The organism is Enterobacter cloacae complex sp. IR5459, from assembly GCF_049238005.1.
Lineage (GTDB): Bacteria > Pseudomonadota > Gammaproteobacteria > Enterobacterales > Enterobacteriaceae > Enterobacter > Enterobacter hormaechei_C.
Genome location: NZ_JBMKIG010000002.1, coordinates 500,230 through 520,839, shown reverse-complemented (window position 1 = coordinate 520,839; position 20,610 = coordinate 500,230). Strand labels below are relative to the sequence as shown.

The window sequence follows — 20,610 nt, the reverse complement described above, 5'->3', positions numbered from 1 at the left end:
TCGCCTGGTGACGATCAAAGTCTTTACCGCTACCGTTTACCAGGGCATGTTGGCTAAAATTGTGAGCGCTTCGCAAAGAGGTTGATATGTCTTCTACATTGCCGCTGACTCTCAGCGCACTTCTGGCGCGTCGTGACTGGGAAAACCCGGGTGTGACGCAGTGGAATCGTCTGGCCGCACACGCGCTTTTTCATAGCTGGCGCGATGAAACCTTCGCCCGCGAGGATAAGCCTTCGCGGAGCAAGCGTCTGCTTAACGGCATCTGGCGATTCAGCTTTTTCCCGGCGCCAGAGCAGGTTCCGGAGGCATGGATAACGGACGATCTGGCTGATGCCGTTGAGATGCCCGTGCCGTCGAACTGGCAGATGCAGGGATTTGATACTCCCATCTATACCAACGTCACCTATCCGATAAATGTGAACCCGCCCTATGTTCCGGCTGAAAACCCAACCGGTTGTTACTCGCTCACATTTGAGATGGATGACGCCTGGATGTGCAGCGGGCAAACCCGCATTATTTTTGACGGGGTGAATTCAGCTTTTCATCTGTGGTGTAACGGCCAGTGGATGGGCTATTCGCAGGACAGCCGTCTGCCTGCGGAGTTCGATCTCAGCGCGGTGCTGCGACCGGGGCAGAACCGCCTGGCGGTAATGGTGTTACGCTGGTGCGACGGAAGCTATCTGGAAGATCAGGACATGTGGCGGATGAGTGGCATTTTCCGTGACGTCTCGCTGCTGCACAAGCCGGAAACGCGAATTGCCGATTATCAGATCGTGACCGATCTGAATGCCGAATGCGATCGGGCGATACTCCGGGTTGACGTTGCGCTGGAAGGCACACGCTACGCCGAATGCGAGGTGGCGTTTACCCTGTGGCGTAACGGCGAAGCCTGCGCGCAAACCACGCAGCAGCCCGGATCGGCCATCGTGGACGAACGCGGCAGTTGGGCAGAACGGCTTAGGGTGGCGATACCCGTGAACGCTCCTGCGCTATGGAGCGCTGAAACACCGGAATGCTATCGGCTGACAATGTCGCTTCGGGATGCGCAGGGTAACGTGCTGGAGACTGAAGCCTGCAATGTCGGTTTCAGACGCGTCGAAATCAGCAACGGCCAGCTGAAGCTTAACGGCAAACCGCTGCTGATCCGCGGCGTGAACCGTCACGAACATCATCCTGAGAAGGGGCAGGTGATGGATGAGGCGACCATGCGCCGCGACATCGAACTGATGAAGCAGCATAACTTCAACGCCGTGCGCTGCTCGCATTATCCGAACCATCCTCTATGGTACACGCTTTGCGATCGCTACGGCCTGTACGTGGTTGATGAGGCGAATATTGAAACCCATGGCATGGTGCCAATGAGCCGCCTGGCGGACGATCCGCGCTGGCTGCCTGCCATGAGCGAACGCGTAACGCGTATGGTGCAGCGGGACCGGAATCATCCGTCCATCATCATCTGGTCCCTGGGGAATGAGTCCGGGCATGGGGCGAATCACGATGCGCTGTACCGCTGGCTGAAAACCACCGATCCCACGCGACCGGTGCAGTATGAAGGCGGCGGCGCCAGTACGGCGGCAACCGATATTGTCTGCCCGATGTACGCTCGCGTCGATCAGGATCAGCCGTTCCCGGCGGTGCCAAAGTGGTCGATTAAAAAGTGGATTGGTATGCCGGACGAAACCCGTCCGCTGATCCTGTGCGAGTATGCCCACGCGATGGGCAACAGCTTTGGCGGCTTTGCCAGCTACTGGCAGGCATTCCGCAGCCATCCCCGGTTGCAGGGCGGCTTTGTCTGGGACTGGGTCGATCAGGCGCTGACGAAAAAAGCGGAAGACGGCACGGTATTCTGGGCCTACGGCGGCGATTTTGGCGATAAGCCCAACGACCGTCAGTTCTGCCTCAACGGGCTGGTGTTTCCCGATCGCACTCCGCATCCTGCCCTTTACGAGGCGCAGCGTGCCCAGCAGTTCTTTACCTTTACGCTGGTGAGCACCGCTCCGCTGGTCGTCGAGATCCAGAGCGATTATCTGTTCCGTCATACTGACAACGAGTATCTGCGATGGTCGGTGGCGCGTGACTGTGCGGTACTGGCTTCCGGCGAAACACCCCTTTCTGTTGCGCCCGAGGGGACGCAGCACGTTGAGATCCCGCTGCCTGAACTTGTCGCTGAGCCGGGCGAGGTCTGGCTCAACGTGGAGATCGTTCAGCCGCAGGCCACGTCGTGGTCGCCGCCCGGCCACCGTTGTGCCTGGGATCAGTGGCCGCTCCCGGCGCCGCTGTACCTTGCGCCACCGAAAGCAGGCGGAACCCCTCCGCAGCTAACGGTGCAGGACGAGGCGCTGGACATTACTCATCAGCAGCAGCGTTGGCAGTTTAGCCGTCTCACCGGAAACTTGACCCAGTGGTGGAACGAGGGCGCTGAAACGCTCCGTTCTCCGCTAACGGATAACTTCACCCGCGCGCCGCTGGACAATGACATTGGCGTCAGCGAGGCGACCCGCATCGATCCGAACGCGTGGGTGGAACGCTGGAAAGCGGCAGGGATGTATGAGATGTCCGCGCGCCTCCTCCAGTGTGAAGCGGAGCAGCATAACCGTGAGGTGATAGTGACCACGCAGCACGTCTGGGAGCATCAGGGTAAAGCGCTATTTATGAGCTGCAAGGTCTGGCGGATTGATGACCACGGGGTGCTGCACGGTGATGTGCAGGTGACGGTGGCGTCTGACATTCCTGAGCCCGCTCGCGTGGGCCTGAGCGTTATGCTGGCGGATATCCCGGAAACGGTGCGCTGGCTGGGACTAGGCCCGCTGGAAAACTATCCGGACAGAAAACTGGCGGCGCAGCAGGGACGCTGGGCGTTACCGCTGGAAGAGATGCAGACGCCGTATATCTTCCCGACGGAGAACGGTTTGCGCTGCGACACCCGCGAGCTGACGTTTGGCTCCCATCAGTTGCAGGGACAGTTCCATTTCTCCCTGAGCCGTTATAGCCAGCGGCAGCTGCATGAGACAACGCATCAGCACTTGCTGCGGGAGGAGGCTGGCTGCTGGTTGAATCTTGATGCGTTTCAGATGGGCGTAGGGGGGGACGACTCATGGAGCCCGAGCGTAGCCCCGGCCTTCATTCTGCAAAACCGCCGGCTGCGCTACACGTTTAGCTGGCAGCAGAACGGCTGAGCCGAAACGTGCGGCCACTGCCGTGGCCGCACGTAACACCGCACAATCGGTTTATTTCCTGAGGTTGTGCGCGGCCCAGAGAATGAAATCCTCTTTAGGCAGCGCCTTGCTGAAATACCAGCCCTGGCCGTACTGCACGCCGTGGCGATGCAACCATTCGATCTGCCCTTCAGTTTCAATGCCTTCTGCGACCATCGCCAGTTTAAGCGATTTGGCCATTTCGATGATGTGGGGAGTCACGTGCTTGTACTCCAGCGCATCCACAAAGGATTTATCAATCTTCAGAGTATCGACATCCAGATCCTGCAAATAGCTCAGGCTGGAGTAACCCGTGCCAAAATCATCAATGTAGATAGCGTGCCCGGCGCGGCGAAATGCAGCGATAGCAGGTACGCTGACGGTAGGATCGGCAAACCCGCGCTCGGTTAATTCAAGGGCGATCTGGCGCGGGTGGACGCCCCATTTGTTGAGCAACTGACTCAGCTGGCGAGGCAGCTCGGGGGACGTTAAATCCGATGGCGCAAGGTTGACAGAAATATGCAGTTCCGGGTGATGGTGTAGCCAGGCGCCTAGATCCTCAAATACCTCATTTACCACTAGCCGCGTCAGCGTTGAAATAAGCCCTGTCTGCTCAGCCAGCGGAACAAAGAGATTAGGCGACAGGTTACTGCCATCTGGCTGCGGCCAGCGCATCAGCGCTTCAGCACCCACCAGTTTTCCACTACACAGCGCCACGATGGGCTGGTAGTGAACCTCGATCTCCCGGTTGTTGATCGCGTCGATCAGGCGGTGACGCGGGGACAGCAAACGGCGGAGAATGCGCAGGACAATAAGGGCAGCAACCAGGCTTAGCAGTATGCCAGCCGGTAGCCAGATGATCAGTTGCTGGTGCCAGGAAGCCGCCAGCGGTTTTAACGACACCCAAGCGATCACCGTAAACCCCAGTTCGGGTACAGGTTTCATCACGTACATTGAGCCGTTGTATTGCACGCGCGTAACGTCCTGCTGCTCCTTAACGACAGAGAGAATATACGGGTCGAGAACATTGCTTCTGGCAAATATATGATGGGTTGAGCTGCCCACCAGGGCGGCATCCATTGAGATTTCACCAAACGGAACAACATCCACAAGCGACGCCGGATCGACCATTACCAGATAATGTCCTTTCCCCAGAACGGCCATATAACGCTGAATGCCGAGGTCGTTTTGCGAGGTGAGCCACGCGCTATAACCATCTTCTGTGATCCGCATTGGGGGCGGTAAGATCGCCGTATCACTGGATTGTTCAAGCGATGAGCAGAGCGGTTTCAGGTTATCGATATACATCACTTCCTGGATATAGCGCCATGAGAACGCGACCCGGCGCATTTCGCGTAAATGCGGGGGAGTGCAGGGCGGGGCGTGGAATGTCTGTAGGTGCGTGAGCGCCTGTTTTGCCTGCGCAACGACTCTGTCGGTACGGATCAGGACACGCGAGGCATAGCTGTCCAGCGCGTCCACAAATTTCTCCTCAGCCTGACGATGCGCCAGCCAGATACTGAGGCACACAGGGACCAGCACAGAGAAGATCAGTACGCCTGTCACCAGGCTGACCAGATGTCGGGTACGCATGCTGTTTTATCCTTCCCATATGCCCGCCCCGGGCCTGGAGTTTGCGCGCCAGAGGAAAAAGTTTTTATCGGTAAATGATATAGTTATAGCATGCAACCGTCTCAGACAGGTATCTGAATAAACCTTTCAAAAACAGTCTGTGCGTCACAGGGGTTGTTTTTGCAGCAAAGCTCAGATAGTATTTCGTTATGTTATAACAATGCATAAAGGCCAGAGATGAAACCGAATATCCATCCAACCTATCGCACCGTTGTGTTTCACGACACCACGGCTAATGAATATTTTAAAGTTGGCTCAACGATTAAGACAGATCGTGAAATTGAGCTTGAGGGGAAAACGTATCCTTACGTTACTCTTGATGTCTCCTCTAAATCACATCCGTTTTATACCGGGAAGCAGAAGACCTTCTCGACAGATGGCAGCGCGGCACGCTTCCGCAAGCGTTTTGGCGGCTTTCTTGATGCGAAGCGAGGCTAATCATGCAGGTGCTTAACTCATTGCGCAGTGCAAAACAGCGTCACCCGGATTGCCAGATAGTCAAACGCAAGGGACGCTTATACGTGATTTGCAAATCTAACCCGCGCTTTAAGGCGGTGCAGGGGCGTAAAAAAAGGCGCTAGACGCGCGTTTCTCGCCAGCTTTCCAGGGATCTTTTCTGTTTGCCATCGGCAGTAAAATTGTCGGTGGCAAGCCAGCTTTCAAAGGCGCTCGCCAGCGCTGGCCACTCTTTGTCGAGAATTGAAAACCAGTCGGTGTCCCGGTTTCGGCCTTTAATGACCAGCGCCTGGCGAAAACGCCCTTCAAACTGAAAGCCAAGACGCAGGGCCGCTTTGCGGGAGGGTTCGTTCAGGCTATTGCACTTCCATTCATAACGCCGGTAGCCCAGGGTATCGAACACGTACCGCATCAGCAGATACTGCGCTTCTGTCGACATGGGCGTGCGGCTTAACAGTGACGAGAAGTGAACATGTCCCACTTCCACGACGCCGTTTTTAGGATCGATCCGCATCAGGGACAGCGTCCCGACAGGAGACTGGGTCTGGTTATCGATAACGGTAAAGTGGATGGGATCGGCTAATTCGCTTACGCTCGCCACCCATTCGGCAAACTCCTCTGCGGTGGCATCGGGCTCACGCAGCAGCCACGTCCAGCTTCGGGTATCTCCGGCCACGGAATACGCAGAGAACAACGCGTGGGCATGCTCCATGCGCAGCGGCTCAAGCCGACAATAGCGACCCTGAAGTACCACCCGGGACGGGTGCGGCCGAGGCTGCCAGTCGATAAGGCTTTCCCCTACAGGTTGACCAAACTCATTGAATGTATTCATCTTTATTTCCATGATGTTAAGAAGATCTCCAGATTAATGAATTGCTGGTTCCTTAAAAAGAACCACCAGGTTATGTTTTTCTGGTACCACAAGGAGGAATGATGAATATACCGGGTGATGAGCTATACACCTTGCTCCATGCTGCGCTGAAAAAACGTGGGACAGAGACGCTCCAGCGCGCGCTCTATCTTGCTTTGCGGGAGGCCATACTGTGCGGAAGGCTTCGTTCCGGCAGCCATTTGCCCGGCTCACGAACGCTGGCGCATCAGATCTCGGTGTCCCGAAATACCGTCAACGCGGCGCTGGACTAGCTCACGCTCGAAGGTTATTTGCTGCGTAGCCGCCAGGGCACGCGGGTGGGGCAATTCGCTCCTCGTACGATTGCCCGGACATTACCGGACCCGGACGTCAGGCTGACAAAACGTGTCGCCCGGCTGCCCGCGCCTGTGCCGCGTGACACTCCGGTGATGGCGTTTACGCCGGGAACGCCTGCCATCAACTATTTCCCCTTGCCGCTGTGGCGGCGGTTGTACGATCGCGTCCTGCGCGAGGAGGGAAGCGCCCTGTTAGGGTATGGCGACCCTGCCGGCGAGCCGTCGTTACGGGCCGCCATTGCCCGCCATCTTGCGCTCTCCCGCGGCATTGACTGTGACGCCAGCCAGATAGTGATAACCGAAGGGGCGCTGGAGGGCGTCAATCTGTGCACAATGCTGTTAAGCGAGCCGGGGGATGTCGCCTGGGTGGAAAATCCCGGCTATAGCGGCGCCAAAAGCGCTTTTGTCAAAACCGGCCTGGCGATGACCGGCATACCGGTGGATGACGAGGGGATGTGCTGGGAAGGGCTGTGTGCGCCTTCACCCACGCTGATTTTTACCTCGCCATCGCATCAGTTCCCTTACGGAAGCGTACTCAGCGCGCGGCGGCGTCTGGCGCTGCTGGAACTGGCCCGGCAGCACAACGCGTGGATCATTGAGGACGATTACGACAGCGAATTCCGTTATACAGGTGAGCCCGTCCCGGCGATGCTGGGTATGGTCAACAACGCGCCCGTTGTGTATCTGGGGACGTTCAGCAAAACGCTGTTTCCGTCGCTCCGAATGGGGTTCATGGTGTTACCGCCAGCGCTGGCGAAGGCGGCACGTCCCGCCATCGGCTCGCTGCTGCGCGGCGGGCATCGCGCTGAACAGCGCACCCTGGCGCTGTTTATTGAGGAAGGCCACTATGCGCGACATCTTGCCGCCATGCGCCGACTTTATCGTAAGCGATACCGCCAACTGCGAGAGGTGCTAAGCGCAGAGCTTCATACGCCGCACCGTGTTCTTGCCGGAGAAGGAGGGATGCACCTGGCGCTGGCGATTGACGGTATCGACGACCAGCGGCTGGTGGAGCAGGCAAGAGCGTTTCAGCTGGCACCCGCTGCGCTGAGCGGATATTACCTTGAGACGAAGCAGGGGCAAACCGGTCTGGTTTTAGGTTACGGCAATACCTCTGCTTCGCAGTTTGCGCCGGGTATCCGACGTATTCAGGCGTTAATTACGCAGCAGTGGGGCGGGAAAAGGTAAAGACATCATAAAAAGAGAGCTGGCCCTTGGTGGTGACCATTTTCTGCAACTTCTCTTTTTGCCCGGCTTCGACAGCCGGCGAGTGCAGGATGCTGTCGATCAGCTCCTTCGGCACGTAACGCGTGTTGTACCACTCCCCGTTGTAGCACACGCGGAAATCGAGTACGTCGATATCTTCATACCGGTAACGCGGATTGACGTCGAAAAAGAAAAACGCGTTAAACACCACGAACAGCACTACCAGCAGCCAGACGGAATCGACCAGCGTTTCAGATTTCAGCATGACGATAAGCGTTGCCAGCCAGGCGGCGTACATGGCGACGAACAACCCGGGGTGTTTGCGAATAAAGCTGATGCTAAAGCGCGGGCGATTGTCGCGCTTTTCACGAGTATTGAGATCGTCGATGGTAGCGGTAAGCAGGCGCTGTATCTCTGTCATTTTTTGCCTTTATGATTGTTGAAAATACAGGTGATCTGCTTATTTTATGAGAGGGGTTTACGCGATGAAAGTAACAGTTATGCCAGGAAAAAGCATAACAGTTACTCAGGATGCGCTTAGAGCATTTTAATGATTTTCGCCGGATTGCCGCCCACGACAGCATTGGCCGGCACGTCTTTGGTCACTACCGCGCCGGAAGCGATAACCGCATTATCGCCAATGGTTACGCCCGGGTTAATGATCGCACGTCCGCCGATCCAGACGTTATCACCAATGGTGACCGGTTTACCGTACTCCAGCCCACTGTTACGTTCGGTCGCATCCAGAGGATGCGTGGCCGTATAAATGTGCACCCCCGGCGCAAGCATACAGTTATCGCCAATGCGGACAGGGCAGACATCCAGCATGACGCAGTCAAAGTTGGCATAAAAATTTTTGCCCAGATAGATGTTATACCCGTAGTCGCAGCGGAAGCTCGGTTCTATATAGGCGCCTTCGCTTTGACCCAGCAGGTCAGCTAATAAGGCGCGACGTTCGGCCTTCTCATCGGGTGCGGTATGGTTATAGCGGTGAACAAGATGACGCGCGCGTAAACGGTCAGCCCTCAGCGTGTCATCGCCAGGGCGGTAATATTCACCTGCAATCATCTTCTGTTTTTCTTCACTCATGGGAACCTCTCTGGAATCGTTTTACGCAGCGTAAAGAGGATTAACCAGAAAGGGAACGTTCCCTAAAAGCGGCTGTGACGGGAGTCACAACATTTATGCGCATAAATACGTTTTATACGGGAACCTGGCGTTTGCACTTGAAGCGTAATTCGAAAGGTAAATTCAGCTTAACAACGGGCGTAATGCCTTTACAGTCTCTCTTCAACGATTAACGAACAAATTTCCATACCGAAGAGGGGATCTTGTCATACAGTTTATTCATGGTTAGTTCAGCCAGACGATGGTCGGCAGCTGAATAAAATACCGCCAGTTCATTATCAGACAGCTCGTATTTATTTTTCTCAATAACACGTTCGAGGGTGTCAATTGACTGGCAGCGTCGCAGGCGCATCAAATAATCGACTTTTGTTAATGGTTTATCAGACATAAATTCACCTTAGTAATTGTAATAATTTTAACAGGAAAGACTAACCGGATTAGCTCTGCTGACATTAGTGAAGCAGCGAAATAGACGGTTTCCTGATTTACGCCATTTCTGCAAATCCTGTGCGTTAATGCCGTAGCTGCTGAACAACATAAAGGTGTCGTCCAGGTATTCATCAATTTGCTCTATCAACTTATTATCTTCATTGTACTTAATTTTATAATTAAGTACGAAGGTGGCGATATGCTCGATCAGCTCGTTAAGCTGTAAATTGATAGCAGACGTTGGATCGTTCACCCAGCCATGGTTACTTTCTTCAAGATTGGCAAGGCAGTCATGGTACAAGGATTCGCAGAGAAATTTCAACTGCGCGATATCATGCCTTTTTGGCGAGTACTCGTCCATAGCGCATCCCCTTCTGAGTGATTTTTTACTCACCGAACATCATGTCGGGATGGATACAACTTGCTTAGCCACATGGGAGCTGTGTTCCTGATAACTCTAACTATAAGCCACTCTGATCAAGATTTCACCGCGCTATTACGAAAAATTACAATTAAATCGTTACTGTGCGAGCCTTTACGCAAATGTACCTTTTGCAGCAACCACGTTAATCAAATAAAAAACCGTTTTTTATCGGTTCCTTAAAATTCATTGAGTTAGCGCAAAGTTTCATGTGAAGTCCGAAACCAGATATCTTCAGATAATTTCCGTTACTTAGGAATAGTCCGAATAATTTACGCCGCAAAATGATAATAAAAGAAGGCTGAGTTCCTGGTGTAAGTTATCGGCCTATTATGCCAGGCCTCATTTAAAAAGAAGAAAATAAATAGAAAAGCAATAGGTCTATTTTATGATTTTTTCTGAAAATGAAAAAGGCCGCAAATGCGGCCTTTTTATCATGTGAAACCGGTATCAGTGATGTTCTACCGAATGATTGTGCTCAACATCTTCATTTTTGCGGCTGAAGCGGCGACGAACCACCACAAAGAACACCGGTACGAAGAAGATGGCGAGAACGGTCGCCGTGACCATACCACCCATTACACCCGTACCTACCGCGTTCTGTGCGCCGGAGCCCGCGCCGGAGCTGATAACCAGCGGCATAACGCCGAGGATAAACGCCAGGGACGTCATCAGGATTGGACGCAAACGCATACGAACGGCTTCCAGCGTGGCTTCAATCAGGCCTTTTCCTTCTTTCTCCATCAGATCTTTGGCGAATTCGACGATGAGTATCGCGTTCTTCGCCGACAAGCCAATGGTTGTCAGCAGGCCCACCTGGAAGTAAACGTCGTTGGTCAGCCCACGGAAGGTCGCGGCAAGCAGTGCACCGATAACCCCCAGCGGAACCACCAGCATAACGGAGAACGGAATCGACCAGCTCTCATACAATGCCGCCAGACACAGGAACACCACAATCAGAGAAATGGCGTACAGGGCAGGGGCCTGGTTACCGGACAGACGTTCCTGATAGGACATGCCGGTCCAGTCGTAGCCGATACCCGCAGGTAGTTTGCTGGCCAGTTCTTCCATCAGGTTCATGGCTTCACCGGTGCTTCGGCCTGGCGCTGCCTGACCGAGGATTTCCATCGATGGCAAGCCGTTATAACGCTCCAGACGCGGCGAACCGTATTCCCAGCGCGAGGTTGAGAAGGCGGAGAACGGCACCATCTGGCCATCGCTACCGCGAACGTACCAGTTGTTGATATCGTTCGGCAGCATGCGGTATTGCGCTTCGGACATCACGTACACTTTCTTCACGCGACCACGGTCGATGAAGTCGTTAACGTAGCTACCGCCCCAGGCGGCGCCCAGCGTGGTATTAATGTCACTGATGGAAACACCCAGCGCCTGCGCTTTTTCCTGGTCGATATCGATCTTGTACTGCGGCGTATCTTCCAGACCGTTAGGACGTACGCCCACCAGCAGGTCAGGGTGTTTTGCCACCTCGCCAAACAGCTGGTTACGCGCCTGCGTCAGTTTTTCGTGGCCCAGACCGCCCTGGTCAATCAGCTGGAAGTCGAAGCCGGTCGCCGTACCCAGTTCAACAATCGCTGGCAGGTTAAAGGCGAAGACCATCGCATCTTTAATCTGTGAGAAGGTGCCCATCGCGCGGCCGGTAATGGCTTCTACCTTGTTCTCTGCACCTGGACGTTCAGACCAGTCTTTCAGAGAAACGAAGGCGATACCGGTGTTCTGACCACGACCCGCGAAGCCAAAGCCGTTAACCGCAAACACGGATTCGACGTTGTCTTTCTCTTTGGTCAGGAAGTAGTCGGTCATCTCATCCAGCACTTTCTGCGTACGCTCTTGCGTCGCACCGGCCGGAAGCTGCGCCATACTCAGGAACACGCCCTGGTCTTCATCTGGCAGGAACGAGCTTGGCAGACGAACGAACAGGAATGCCATCCCCACCACGATGATGATATAGAGCAGCAGGTAACGACCGGTGCTGCGCAGGATGTTACCCACGCTGTCGGTGTAGTGGTGCGTGCTCTTATCAAACATGCGGTTGAACCAGCCGAAGAACCCTTTATGCTCGCCGTGTCCGCCTTTCTGAATCGGCTTCAGCATCGTCGCGCACAGGGCTGGCGTCAGGATCAGTGCAACCAGTACCGACAGCGCCATCGCCGAAACGATGGTGATGGAGAACTGACGGTAAATCGCACCGGTAGAGCCGCCAAAGAAGGCCATCGGGATAAACACCGCGGACAGTACCATCGCGATACCGACCAGCGCGCCCTGGATCTGGCCCATAGATTTACGGGTTGCTTCCTTCGGCGGCAGGCCTTCTTCCGCCATCACACGCTCGACGTTTTCGACCACCACGATGGCGTCATCCACCAGCAGGCCGATGGCGAGCACCATCCCGAACATCGTCAGGGTGTTTATCGAGTAGCCAAATATCGCCAGAACCGCGAAGGTCCCAAGCAATACAACCGGTACGGCGATGGTTGGGATCAGCGTCGCGCGGAAGTTTTGCAGGAACAGGTACATTACCAGGAAGACGAGGATGATCGCCTCAACCAGGGTTTTTACCACTTCGTGAATCGAAATTTTTACGAACGGCGTAGTGTCATACGGATAAACGATTTTCAGACCTGACGGGAAGAACGGTTCCATCTTCTTCAGCTCTGCACGAATAGCCGTCGCGGTGTCCAGGGCGTTAGCGCCGGTCGCCAGTTTGATACCCAGACCAGATGCCGGCTTGCCGTTGAACTTCGCGATAACGTCGTAGTTCTCGCCGCCCAGCTCCACTTTCGCTACGTCACGCAGGCGAACCTGCGAACCGTCCTGATTCACTTTCAGCAGAATTTTGCTGAACTCATCCGCGGAGGTCAGACGGGTTTGCGCGATGATCGAGGCGTTAAGCTGCTGGCCCTTGACCGGCGGCGTACCGCCTAACTGACCGGCTGCCACCTGGGCGTTCTGCGCTTTAATGGCGTTAATCACGTCAACCGGCGTCAGCTGGAAGTTGTTCAGTTTATTCGGATCCATCCAGATACGCATGGCGTACTGGGAACCAAACAGCTGAACGTCACCCACACCTGACGTACGGCTGATGGCGTCCTTCATGTTGGCGCCCACGTAGTCGGAAATATCCTCCTGCGTCATGGTGCCGTTGGTGTTGATCACGCCGACAACCATCAGGAAGCTACTGGACGATTTCTCGACGCTCACGCCCTGCTGTTGTACTTCCTGCGGCAGCAGAGGCATCGCCAGCTGCAATTTGTTCTGCACCTGAACCTGCGCAATGTCCGCATCCGTACCGGATTCAAAGGTCAGTGTGATCTGAACCGTACCGGTTGAGTCACTGTTTGAGGACATGTACATCAGGTTATCGATACCGTTCATGTTCTGTTCGATAACCTGCGTAACGGTATCCTGCACCGTTTTCGCATCAGCGCCCGGGTAGGTTGCGGAGATCGTTACTGCCGGTGGCGCAATCGTTGGATATTGCGCAACAGGCAGCTTCAGGATCGCAAGTCCCCCGGCCAGCATGATGATAATGGCGATCACCCACGCAAATATGGGGCGATCGATAAAGAAATTAGGCATGTCTTAACGGCTCCTGTTTAAGTTAAGACTTGGTTTGTTCTGACTGGCCAGCGGCCGACGCTTGTTGTTTGTCGTCAGATTTCACTTCCTGCGCTTTGACCTGCGCGCCAGGACGAACTTTTTGCAAACCAGTAATAATCACGCGATCGCCATCTTTCAGACCTTCCGTCACCAGCCACTTATCGCCAATCGCCTGCGTTGCAGTGATATTGCGCATTTCGACTTTGTTATCGGCACCCACAACCAGCGCGCTCGCATCGCCGCGTGGCGTACGGGTCACACCCTGCTGAGGAACCAGAATGGCGCTTGGGTTAGTCCCTTCCTCAAGACGGGCGCGTACGAACATACCCGGCAGCAGGGTTTTATCCGGATTCGGGAAAATGGCCCGGATGGTGATTGAGCCGGTGGTCTGATCGACGGTCACATCAGAAAATTCCAGTGTACCGATCTGCGAGAACTCGATACCGTCGTTGGTAACCAGTTCAACCTTGGCTTTACCGTTTTCCTGTTTCAGTTGACCGCTTGCCAGCTCCTGTTTGAGACGCAGGAAATCGTTGCTGGACTGGGTAACGTCAACATAGATCGGGTCAAGCTGCTGCACGGTGGCCAGTGCGTTGGTCTGACCGTTTTGCACCAGTGCACCTTCGGTGACGGCAGATTTACCAATGCGACCGCTGATAGGGGAGGTCACTTTGGTGTAGGCCAGGTTAATACGCGCGGTTTCTACCGCCGCTTTCGCCGCCACAACGGCCGCGTTGGCTTGCTGCGCATCGGCCAGGGCTGAATCATAATCCTGTTGGCTGATGTACTGCGTGCCGAGCAGCTTCTTGTAACGATTCAACGTCAGCTGCGAAATTTTGGCTGCCGCTTCTGCTTTCGCCAGATCGCCTTTAGCGCTCTCATAAGACGCCTGGTAGGTTGCTGGATCAATCTGATACAGAGACTCACCTGCCTTGACATCACCGCCTTCGGTGAAGTTACGTTTCAGGATGATACCGCTTACCTGCGGACGCACTTCCGCAATGCGATAGGCGCTGGTGCGGCCCGGTAGTTCTGTTGTCATCTGGAGAGGTTCGGATTTGAGCGTCACGACGCCAACTTCTGGCACCTGCTGAGCTCCTTGTTGAGCCTCTTTGTCGTCACATCCTGTAAGCGCTAAGCTGCCTGAGAGCATCAGAACGACCGCCAGAGGCGTTAACCCTCTGTTTTTGTTCATATGTAAACCTCGAGTGTCCGATTTCAAATTGATCAAGGGTCCTGAGTCTAAAAACCCATTGCTGCGTTTATATTATCGTCATGCTATGGTACATACATTCATAAATGTATGTAAATCTGACTCCTGTAAATTCATCAACGTATGGCACGAAAAACCAAACAACAAGCGCTGGAAACCCGACAACACATTCTGGATGTGGCAATGCGTTTGTTCTCACAGCAGGGTGTTTCGGCAACCTCGCTGGCACAGATTGCTCAGGCCGCGGGCGTCACGCGGGGAGCGATTTACTGGCATTTCAAAGACAAGTCCGATCTGTTTGGTGAAATCTGGGAGCTTTCAGAGTCCAGCATTAGCGATCTTGAGAGTGAGTATCGGGCAAAATTCCCTCACGATCCACTCTCTGTGTTAAGAGAAATTCTAGTATATATCCTTGAAGCGACAGTTGTTGAAGAGCGCCGCCGTCTGATGATGGAAATCATCTTCCATAAATGTGAGTTCGTTGGCGAAATGGCGGTGGTTCAGCAGGCGCAACGCGACCTGTGTCTGGAAAGCTACGATCGCATCGAACAGGTCCTCACGGAGTGCATGCAGGCCAAAATGCTTCCTGCTACCTTACTCACCCGCCGGGCGGCGATCCTGATGCGCAGCTATATTTCCGGCCTGATGGAAAACTGGCTTTTTGCTCCGGAGTCGTTCGATCTCAGATCAGAGGCGCGCAGCTATGTCGACATTTTTCTTGAGATGTGCCAGCTCTGTCCGACCCTTCAAAGTAAGCATCACCCCCGTTCTACCTGATCGGGTACGGGAAAAATCGTAGACCCTTTCCGTCGTACTATTCTGCTTCAGCCGGGCGTGATATCCTTCATGCCCGACTATTTCCGGTCATTTCTCACATCACATTCACAACTATGCTGCACATCAATCGCTCGCAACATCTTGTTCTGGCCCTGTTTTTGATCCTGCTGTTTTACTTTGCAGCCGCGCCGCTTTCCTGGGCCCGTGCAGACAACGGCAGTGACATTCCCACGCGTGCTGATGTTCAGGCGCAACTCGACACCCTGAATAAGCAGAAAGATCTGTCCGCCCTGGAAAAACTTGTTCAGCAGGACCTGACGGAAACCCTGGAAACGCTGGACAAGATAGAGCGCATCAAAGCCGAAACGGCCCAGCTGAGGCAGAAGGTCGCTCAGGCGCCGGAAAACATGCGTAAGGCTACGGAGGCGCTGAATGCGCTCAGCGACGTCGACAACGACGATGAAACCCGAAAAACGCTTGCCACGCTGTCGTTGCGCCAGCTTGAGTCGCGCGTGGCGCAGCTGCTGGACGATCTGCAAACGGCGCAGTCCGATCTCTCAACCTATAACAGCCAGCTGGTTTCGCTGCAAACCCAGCCTGAGCGCGTGCAGAACGCCATGTACTCCGCATCGCAACAGCTACAGCAGATACGTAACCGTCTGAATGGCGTCACCGTTGGGGAAGGGGCGCTTCGCCCCACCCAGCAAACGCTGCTGAATATCCAGCAGACGCTGCTAAACGCGGAGATTGAACAGCAGCGTAAGAGCCTGGAAGGCAACACGGTGCTACAGGATGCGCTGCAAAAACAGCGTGACTACGTGACCGCGAATATCAACCGGCTTGAGCATCAACTTCAGCTGTTGCAGGAAGCGGTAAACAGCAAGCGCCTGACCCTGACTGAAAAAACGGCCCAGGAAGCGGTCTCGCCAGACGAGACGGCGCGTATTCAGGCCAACCCGCTGGTGAAGCAGGAGCTGGAGATTAACCACCAGCTGAGCGAACGTCTGATCCAGGCGACTGAAAACGGCAGCGCGCTGGTACAGCAGAATATCAAGGTCAAAAACTGGCTGGATCGCGCGTTGCAGGCCGAGCGTAACGTCAAGGAGCAGATTGCCGTCCTGAAGGGCAGCCTGCTGCTGTCGCGCATTCTCTACCAGCAACAGCAGACGCTGCCGTCCGCCGACGAGCTGGAAGACATGACCAATCGCATTGCGGATTTGCGTCTTGAACAGTTTGACGTCAACCAGCAGCGCGATGCGCTATTCCAGAGCGATACCTTCGTTGCCAAAGTGGAAGAGGGCCATTCAGGTGAAGTGAACGCTGAAGTTCACGACGCGCTGTTGCAGGTGGTGGACATGCGCCGCGAACTGCTCGATCAGCTCAACAAGCAGCTGGGCAACCAGTTGATGATGGCGATTAACCTGCAAATCAACCAGCAGCAGCTGGTGAGCGTTTCTAAAAGCCTCCAGGAGATCCTGACCCAGCAGATTTTCTGGGTGAACAGCAATAAACCCATGGACTGGGACTGGTTTAAATCTTTCCCGGAAACGCTGAAATCCCAGATAAAAAGCATGAAAATTACCGTGAACTGGGAGAAAGCCTGGCCTGCGGTAATGATTGCCTTCCTGGCGGGACTGCCTTTGTTGCTCATCGCTGGCGTAATACGCTGGCGTTTGAAATGGCTGAAACAGTACCAGGCGAAGCTGGCCTCGGAAGTGGGGCAACTGCGTAACGACAGCCAGCTGCACACCCCGAAAGCGATCCTGATCGATCTGATCCGTGCTCTGCCGGTCTGCCTGTTGATACTCGCCGTGGGCCTGATCCTGCTGACCATGCAGTTGAATATCAGCGATCTGCTGTGGGCGTTCAGCAAGAAGCTGGCGCTGTTCTGGCTGGTGTTTGGCCTGTGCTGGAAAGTGCTGGAAAAAGATGGCGTCGCCGTCCGCCACTTCAACATGCCGGAAAAACTCACCAGCCACTGGCGTCGCCAGATTGTACGCATCAGCCTCGCGCTGCTGCCGCTGCACTTCTGGTCAGTTGTGGCCGAGCTTTCGCCGCTGCATCTGATGGATGACGTACTGGGGCAACTGGTGATTATGCTGAACCTGCTGCTGATTGCCGTCCTTATGTGGCCGATGTGCCGCGACAGCTGGCGGGATAAAGAGTCCCATAATCTTCGTCTGGTTACCGTAACGGTGCTGGCGATCATTCCGCTGGCGCTGATGGTGCTGACGGCGACGGGTTACTTCTATACCACGCTGCGTCTGTCAGGCCGCTGGATCGAAACGGTTTATCTGGTGATTGTGTGGAACCTGCTGTTCCAGACCGTGCTGCGTGGTTTGAGCGTAGCGGCGCGCCGCATTGCGTATCGTCGTGCTGTTGCCCGTCGGCAGCATCAGGTGAAAGAGGGGGCTGAAGGGGCAGAGCCGCAGGAAGAGCCGACTATCGCCCTGGAGCAGGTCAACCAGCAAACGATGCGTATTACCATGCTGGTGATGATCGCCCTGTTTGCGGTGATGTTCTGGGCCATCTGGTCTGATTTAATTACCGTCTTCGCCTACCTCGACAGTATCACGCTCTGGCAATACAACGGTACCGAAGCGGGCGCTGCGGTAATGAAAAGCGTCACCATGGGCAGCCTGCTCTTTGCGCTGGTGTCGTCAGTGGTTGCCTGGGCGTTGATCCGCAACCTGCCGGGTCTGCTGGAAGTGCTGGTTCTCTCAAGACTGAACCTGCGTCAGGGGGCGTCGTACGCCATTACTACCATCCTGAACTACGTCATTATTATTGTCGGGGCGATGACGGTATTCGGTTCGCTGGGCGTCTCGTGGGATAAACTCCAGTGGCTGGCGGCAGCGTTGTCGGTGGGTCTCGGCTTCGGCTTGCAGGAGATCTTCGGTAACTTTGTCTCTGGCCTGATTATCCTGTTCGAACGTCCGGTGCGTATCGGCGATACCGTCACCATCGGCACCTTCTCCGGGACCGTCAGCAAGATCCGCATCCGTGCGACCACCATTACCGACTTCGATCGTAAAGAGGTGATCATCCCGAACAAAGCCTTTGTGACCGAGCGCCTGATCAACTGGTCGCTCTCGGATACCACCACCCGCGTGGTGATCCGACTCGGGGTGGCCTACGGTTCAGATCTGGATAAAGTGAAAGAGGTCCTGCTGGAAGCCGCGAAATCACATCCTAAAGTGATGCACGATCCTGCGCCTGACGTGTTCTTCACCACCTTCGGGCCAAGCACGCTGGATCATGAGCTGCGCCTGTACGTACGTGAACTGCGCGATCGCAGCTACACCGTCGATGAGCTGAACCGCACCATTGACCGTCTGTGTCGTGAAAACAACATTAATATCGCCTTCAACCAGCTTGAAGTGCACCTGCGTAACGAGAAAGGTGACGAGCATACGGAAGTGAAGCGCGAGATTAAGGGGGACGACCCTACTCCCGCCTGAATTATTTCCCTCTCCCCACTGGGGAGAGGGCAGGGTTAGGGGGGAGTTTCCCCTCAAAATCCCGCCGCACAATCTCCAGCGCTTTCAGCACCGTCTCAGCCGGGATCGCATGATTCTCCAGCAGCATAATTAAATCGACGGCCAGTTTGACCTCATCGGGGGCATTTTCCAGTGACATCCGCGGCTCCTGTTAACGGGTCAGGCGTTCAATGACGCGTTCAATCTCATCCAGCGCCTGACGGCAGCGAACGATGCGGCCTTCCAGCGCGCTGATTTCACGCATTAATAACTGCTGCTCTTCCAGCGTTTCGCTGGTGTTCAGGCGGGCTTCGCGCTCACGCTTCATCTCAAACAGACGGCGCTCAAACTCCTGGTTCTCCAGCCGCTTGCGCTGCCATTTTCCCAGTCCCGGCGAGGCGCTGTCCCACGCCCGTAGCGGCCAGGCGGCGATTTCCCGGTGCAGGGCGGTGATCTGCTCGGTAAGATGCTCCGCAAGCCACGCGACCTGTTCCTGCTGTTCACTCTCAACCGCGTGGCGAAGCTCGTCGAGGTTGGTCTGCGCTTCAGCAAGGTAATCCTGAATGACGGTGCTGCGGGTGCGGAAGAGCTGCCGGTCAAAGCGCGGTTTCAGCGTGGCGTGGCCCATCAGCGGTGTGGCCTGCGCCCGCAGCGCGATCAGCTGATTTTGCAGCCTCTCAAGAAGCAGTGCTGTTTTCAAGGCGCTCTCCAGTGGTAAAGTAGCCGTTCAGTTTGATAACGATTCGCATTATGCAGCGTACTATTTTAATCATCATTGGCTGGCTCGCGGTAGTGCTGGGTACGCTGGGTGTGGTTTTGCCCTTGCTGCCGACCACCCCGTTTATCCTGTTGGCCGCCTGGTGCTTCGCCCGCTCGTCGCCGCGTTTTCACCACTGGCTTCTGTACCGCTCGTGGTTCGGCGGCTACCTGCGGCACTGGCAAAAACACCGGGCTATGCCGCCCGGGGCCAAGCCGCGCGCCATTGCCTTCATCCTGATCACCTTCGCCGTCTCGTTATGGCTGGTGAAAATGATGTGGGTGCGCATTCTGCTGCTGGCGATCCTGGTTTGCCTGCTGCTCTTTATGTGGCGGATCCCCGTGGTTGATGAAAAGCAACAAAAGCACTGAAGCCTCATCATGGCGGTTGCAATTATGGCGCACAGCCAGTAAATTCGACCGTTTTCGAGCACAGGTGCGCCTGGTCAAAGGTTAAACAACTGTTACTTTGACCGACTCGTCGCGCGCCGTGAGTAACACTGTTTCATTTAGGCACAAACCGATGACCGCAACTGCACAGCAGCTTGAATATCTGAAAAATAGCATCAAAAGTATCCAGGACTATCCAAAACCTGGCATTCTTTTCCGCGATGTCACCAGCTTGCTGGAAGACCCGAAAGCGTACGCCCTCAGCATTGAACTGCTGGTTGAGCGTTATAAAAACGCCGGGATCACCAAAGTAGTAGGTACTGAAGCCCGTGGCTTCCTGTTTGGCGCACCGGTTGCGCTGGCGATGGGCGTGGGTTTTGTGCCGGTGCGTAAGCCGCGCAAACTGCCGCGTGAAACCATTGCTGAGAGCTATGAGCTGGAATACGGCACCGATCAGCTGGAAATTCACGTTGATGCTATCAAGCCAGGCGACAAAGTGCTGGTGGTGGACGATCTGCTGGCAACCGGCGGCACCATCGAAGCGACCGTGAAGCTGATCCGTCGTCTGGGCGGGGAAGTGACCGACGCGGCATTCATCATCAACCTGTTCGATCTCGGCGGCGAGCAGCGTCTGGAAAAACAGGGTATTACCAGCTACAGCCTGGTGCCATTCCCGGGACATTAATCCCATATCTCACAACCTCG

General features: G+C 55.1%; 17 protein-coding genes and 1 pseudogene. 8 read left to right on the top strand and 10 right to left on the bottom strand.

What is annotated here, in order from left to right; genetic code table 11:
* The first annotated feature begins 86 nt into the window (after window positions 1-86).
* Complete coding sequence (locus tag ACOTX4_RS05910) at window positions 87-3,176, top strand: beta-galactosidase (protein ID WP_421635361.1); 3,090 nt, start codon at window positions 87-89, stop codon at window positions 3,174-3,176.
* 51 nt (window positions 3,177-3,227) lie between these two features.
* Here ACOTX4_RS05910 and ACOTX4_RS05905 read toward each other — a convergent pair whose 3' ends face one another.
* Entirely contained in the window at window positions 3,228-4,787 is a 1,560-nt protein-coding gene (locus ACOTX4_RS05905) for an EAL domain-containing protein (protein WP_045330233.1), read from the bottom strand.
* A gap of 216 nt (window positions 4,788-5,003) precedes the next feature.
* Here ACOTX4_RS05905 and ACOTX4_RS05900 point away from each other — a divergent pair, with 216 nt between their 5' ends.
* The gene (locus tag ACOTX4_RS05900; RefSeq protein WP_015571255.1) at window positions 5,004-5,264 is read left to right on the top strand and encodes a type B 50S ribosomal protein L31; all 261 of its coding nucleotides are present in this window, start codon (window positions 5,004-5,006) and stop codon (window positions 5,262-5,264) included.
* 2 nt (window positions 5,265-5,266) lie between these two features.
* Window positions 5,267-5,407, top strand: coding sequence for a type B 50S ribosomal protein L36 (ykgO, locus tag ACOTX4_RS05895; protein WP_003859006.1), 141 nt, complete (start codon window positions 5,267-5,269; stop codon window positions 5,405-5,407).
* Here ykgO and ACOTX4_RS05890 read toward each other — a convergent pair.
* On the bottom strand, window positions 5,404-6,114 hold the full coding sequence (locus ACOTX4_RS05890) for a GNAT family N-acetyltransferase (protein WP_022650493.1): 711 nt from the start codon (window positions 6,112-6,114) through the stop codon (window positions 5,404-5,406). The two genes, ykgO and ACOTX4_RS05890, sit on opposite strands and share 4 nt — an antisense overlap.
* 101 nt (window positions 6,115-6,215) lie before the next feature.
* On the opposite strand from ACOTX4_RS05890, the pseudogene ACOTX4_RS05885 reads away from it, so the two are divergent.
* Window positions 6,216-7,676 (top strand): annotated as a pseudogene (locus tag ACOTX4_RS05885) (PLP-dependent aminotransferase family protein).
* Here ACOTX4_RS05885 and ACOTX4_RS05880 read toward each other — a convergent pair.
* The 6 genes from ACOTX4_RS05880 to acrA all read right to left on the bottom strand — a co-directional run bounded on the left by ACOTX4_RS05880 (window position 7,648) and on the right by acrA (window position 14,485).
* Window positions 7,648-8,115: a YlaC family protein gene (locus ACOTX4_RS05880; protein WP_045330229.1), complete on the bottom strand. Its 468-nt coding sequence runs from the start codon at window positions 8,113-8,115 to the stop codon at window positions 7,648-7,650. The pseudogene ACOTX4_RS05885 and the gene ACOTX4_RS05880 sit on opposite strands and share 29 nt — an antisense overlap.
* Window positions 8,116-8,231: 116 nt before the next feature.
* Window positions 8,232-8,783 carry a maltose O-acetyltransferase gene (gene maa, locus ACOTX4_RS05875; protein WP_022650496.1) on the bottom strand — a complete coding sequence of 184 codons (552 nt, stop codon included), beginning with the start codon at window positions 8,781-8,783 and terminating at the stop codon, window positions 8,232-8,234.
* A 208-nt stretch (window positions 8,784-8,991) separates the two neighbouring features.
* Complete coding sequence (locus ACOTX4_RS05870) at window positions 8,992-9,210, bottom strand: HHA domain-containing protein (RefSeq protein WP_015571250.1); 219 nt, start codon at window positions 9,208-9,210, stop codon at window positions 8,992-8,994.
* Between the two features lie 27 nt (window positions 9,211-9,237).
* A complete protein-coding gene (tomB, locus tag ACOTX4_RS05865; protein ID WP_063938054.1) occupies window positions 9,238-9,612 on the bottom strand; it encodes an Hha toxicity modulator TomB in 375 nt (124 codons plus the stop codon).
* A 510-nt stretch (window positions 9,613-10,122) separates the two neighbouring features.
* Window positions 10,123-13,269, bottom strand: coding sequence for a multidrug efflux RND transporter permease subunit AcrB (acrB, locus tag ACOTX4_RS05860; RefSeq protein ID WP_022650497.1), 3,147 nt, complete (start codon window positions 13,267-13,269; stop codon window positions 10,123-10,125).
* 22 nt (window positions 13,270-13,291) lie between these two features.
* The gene (gene acrA, locus ACOTX4_RS05855; protein WP_063938055.1) at window positions 13,292-14,485 is read right to left on the bottom strand and encodes a multidrug efflux RND transporter periplasmic adaptor subunit AcrA; all 1,194 of its coding nucleotides are present in this window, start codon (window positions 14,483-14,485) and stop codon (window positions 13,292-13,294) included.
* Window positions 14,486-14,626: 141 nt separating this feature from the next.
* Between acrA and acrR the strand changes: the two genes are divergently transcribed.
* Together acrR and mscK are read left to right on the top strand one after the other, a co-directional pair.
* A complete protein-coding gene (gene acrR / locus ACOTX4_RS05850) occupies window positions 14,627-15,280 on the top strand; it encodes a multidrug efflux transporter transcriptional repressor AcrR (RefSeq protein ID WP_032608669.1) in 654 nt (217 codons plus the stop codon).
* 113 nt (window positions 15,281-15,393) lie between these two features.
* Window positions 15,394-18,741: a mechanosensitive channel MscK gene (gene mscK, locus ACOTX4_RS05845; RefSeq protein WP_023315539.1), complete on the top strand. Its 3,348-nt coding sequence runs from the start codon at window positions 15,394-15,396 to the stop codon at window positions 18,739-18,741.
* A 1-nt stretch (window position 18,742) separates the two neighbouring features.
* Here mscK and rsmS read toward each other — a convergent pair whose 3' ends face one another.
* Window positions 18,743-18,919 (bottom strand): pleiotropic regulatory protein RsmS, encoded by a 177-nt coding sequence (gene rsmS, locus ACOTX4_RS05840; protein WP_063938057.1) that lies wholly within the window; start codon window positions 18,917-18,919, stop codon window positions 18,743-18,745.
* 12 nt (window positions 18,920-18,931) lie between these two features.
* Window positions 18,932-19,459 (bottom strand): primosomal replication protein N'', encoded by a 528-nt coding sequence (gene priC / locus ACOTX4_RS05835; RefSeq protein ID WP_022650502.1) that lies wholly within the window; start codon window positions 19,457-19,459, stop codon window positions 18,932-18,934.
* Window positions 19,460-19,509: 50 nt separating this feature from the next.
* Here priC and ACOTX4_RS05830 point away from each other — a divergent pair, with 50 nt between their 5' ends.
* Together ACOTX4_RS05830 and apt are read left to right on the top strand one after the other, a co-directional pair.
* On the top strand, window positions 19,510-19,887 hold the full coding sequence (locus ACOTX4_RS05830) for a DUF454 family protein (RefSeq protein WP_045330219.1): 378 nt from the start codon (window positions 19,510-19,512) through the stop codon (window positions 19,885-19,887).
* 151 nt (window positions 19,888-20,038) lie between these two features.
* Window positions 20,039-20,590 carry an adenine phosphoribosyltransferase gene (apt, locus tag ACOTX4_RS05825; RefSeq protein WP_000127359.1) on the top strand — a complete coding sequence of 184 codons (552 nt, stop codon included), beginning with the start codon at window positions 20,039-20,041 and terminating at the stop codon, window positions 20,588-20,590.
* Window positions 20,591-20,610 lie beyond the last annotated feature (20 nt).

Excerpts from the sequence above, each read along its gene's own strand:
- ACOTX4_RS05910 (WP_421635361.1), top strand. The coding sequence starts at position 87 with ATGTCTTCTACATTGCCGCTGACTCTCAGCGCACTTCTGGCGCGTCGT.
- ACOTX4_RS05905 (WP_045330233.1), bottom strand. The coding sequence starts at position 4,787 with ATGCGTACCCGACATCTGGTCAGCCTGGTGACAGGCGTACTGATCTTC.
- ACOTX4_RS05900 (WP_015571255.1), top strand. The coding sequence starts at position 5,004 with ATGAAACCGAATATCCATCCAACCTATCGCACCGTTGTGTTTCACGAC.
- ykgO (WP_003859006.1), top strand. The coding sequence starts at position 5,267 with ATGCAGGTGCTTAACTCATTGCGCAGTGCAAAACAGCGTCACCCGGAT.
- ACOTX4_RS05890 (WP_022650493.1), bottom strand. The coding sequence starts at position 6,114 with ATGAATACATTCAATGAGTTTGGTCAACCTGTAGGGGAAAGCCTTATC.
- ACOTX4_RS05880 (WP_045330229.1), bottom strand. The coding sequence starts at position 8,115 with ATGACAGAGATACAGCGCCTGCTTACCGCTACCATCGACGATCTCAAT.
- maa (WP_022650496.1), bottom strand. The coding sequence starts at position 8,783 with ATGAGTGAAGAAAAACAGAAGATGATTGCAGGTGAATATTACCGCCCT.
- ACOTX4_RS05870 (WP_015571250.1), bottom strand. The coding sequence starts at position 9,210 with ATGTCTGATAAACCATTAACAAAAGTCGATTATTTGATGCGCCTGCGA.
- tomB (WP_063938054.1), bottom strand. The coding sequence starts at position 9,612 with ATGGACGAGTACTCGCCAAAAAGGCATGATATCGCGCAGTTGAAATTT.
- acrB (WP_022650497.1), bottom strand. The coding sequence starts at position 13,269 with ATGCCTAATTTCTTTATCGATCGCCCCATATTTGCGTGGGTGATCGCC.
- acrA (WP_063938055.1), bottom strand. The coding sequence starts at position 14,485 with ATGAACAAAAACAGAGGGTTAACGCCTCTGGCGGTCGTTCTGATGCTC.
- acrR (WP_032608669.1), top strand. The coding sequence starts at position 14,627 with ATGGCACGAAAAACCAAACAACAAGCGCTGGAAACCCGACAACACATT.
- mscK (WP_023315539.1), top strand. The coding sequence starts at position 15,394 with ATGCTGCACATCAATCGCTCGCAACATCTTGTTCTGGCCCTGTTTTTG.
- rsmS (WP_063938057.1), bottom strand. The coding sequence starts at position 18,919 with ATGTCACTGGAAAATGCCCCCGATGAGGTCAAACTGGCCGTCGATTTA.
- ACOTX4_RS05830 (WP_045330219.1), top strand. The coding sequence starts at position 19,510 with ATGCAGCGTACTATTTTAATCATCATTGGCTGGCTCGCGGTAGTGCTG.
- apt (WP_000127359.1), top strand. The coding sequence starts at position 20,039 with ATGACCGCAACTGCACAGCAGCTTGAATATCTGAAAAATAGCATCAAA.